Here is a 543-nt window from a genome sequence, read left to right on the forward strand (position 1 = left end):
AGCACCTTTGTCAACCTGTTGTAATCGGTTAATCGGTTGGGTGTGTCCTGAAAATAGGCAAACAGCCTAAACTGTGGGAATGAGCGAAATGCGGGAACGGATGCATCAGTTGGTGGATGAGTACGAGCGGCTGGGAGAGGGGAAGAGTATAGCTGAGCAGGAGTTGCTGGTGATCGAGTTTGGTAAACAGATCCAGCGGCTGATGATGCAGGAGATGGTGGAAAAGGGAGACCGGGGTACAGGAAGCGGAGAAGAGGGCAAAGGGGTCAAAAAAAAACGTGCGGAGGATGCGGAAAGGAGCTAAAGGGTAGCCGAAGCCATCGGGTGAAGATAGGAAGCTTGTGGGGAGAGGTGGAGGTGCAGCGATATCGGTATCGCTGCGGATGTGGTCATCAGGGCCAGGGGTATCGTGACGAGAGCCTGGATGAGAGCGGCTACTTGCCGGAGTGCCTGCGGCGAATACATGGAACGACCCTGCGGATGTCCTACCGAGAGGCTGAGGCGTGGCTAGGGGAGTGGGGGGTGAAGGTGGGCAAGAGTTCG

2 protein-coding genes are annotated in these 543 nt (G+C 56.0%); both read left to right on the top strand.

All coding sequences use genetic code 11. The features are described from left to right. Window positions 1-88: 88 nt before the first annotated feature. On the top strand, window positions 89-304 hold the full coding sequence (locus NW837_RS14930; RefSeq protein ID WP_414332379.1) for a hypothetical protein: 216 nt from the start codon (window positions 89-91) through the stop codon (window positions 302-304). A gap of 53 nt (window positions 305-357) precedes the next feature. Beyond that, window positions 358-543, top strand: a 186-nt coding sequence (locus tag NW837_RS14935) for a hypothetical protein (protein ID WP_414332381.1), incomplete at its 3' end; no start/stop codon positions are given.

The organism is Synechococcus sp. R6-10 (assembly GCF_047461815.1).
In the GTDB taxonomy this organism is placed as follows: domain Bacteria; phylum Cyanobacteriota; class Cyanobacteriia; order Thermostichales; family Thermostichaceae; genus Thermostichus.

Bases quoted from the DNA above. Each gene is read 5' to 3' on its own strand.
- NW837_RS14930 (WP_414332379.1), top strand. From the start codon at position 89: ATGCGGGAACGGATGCATCAGTTGGTGGATGAGTACGAGCGGCTGGGA.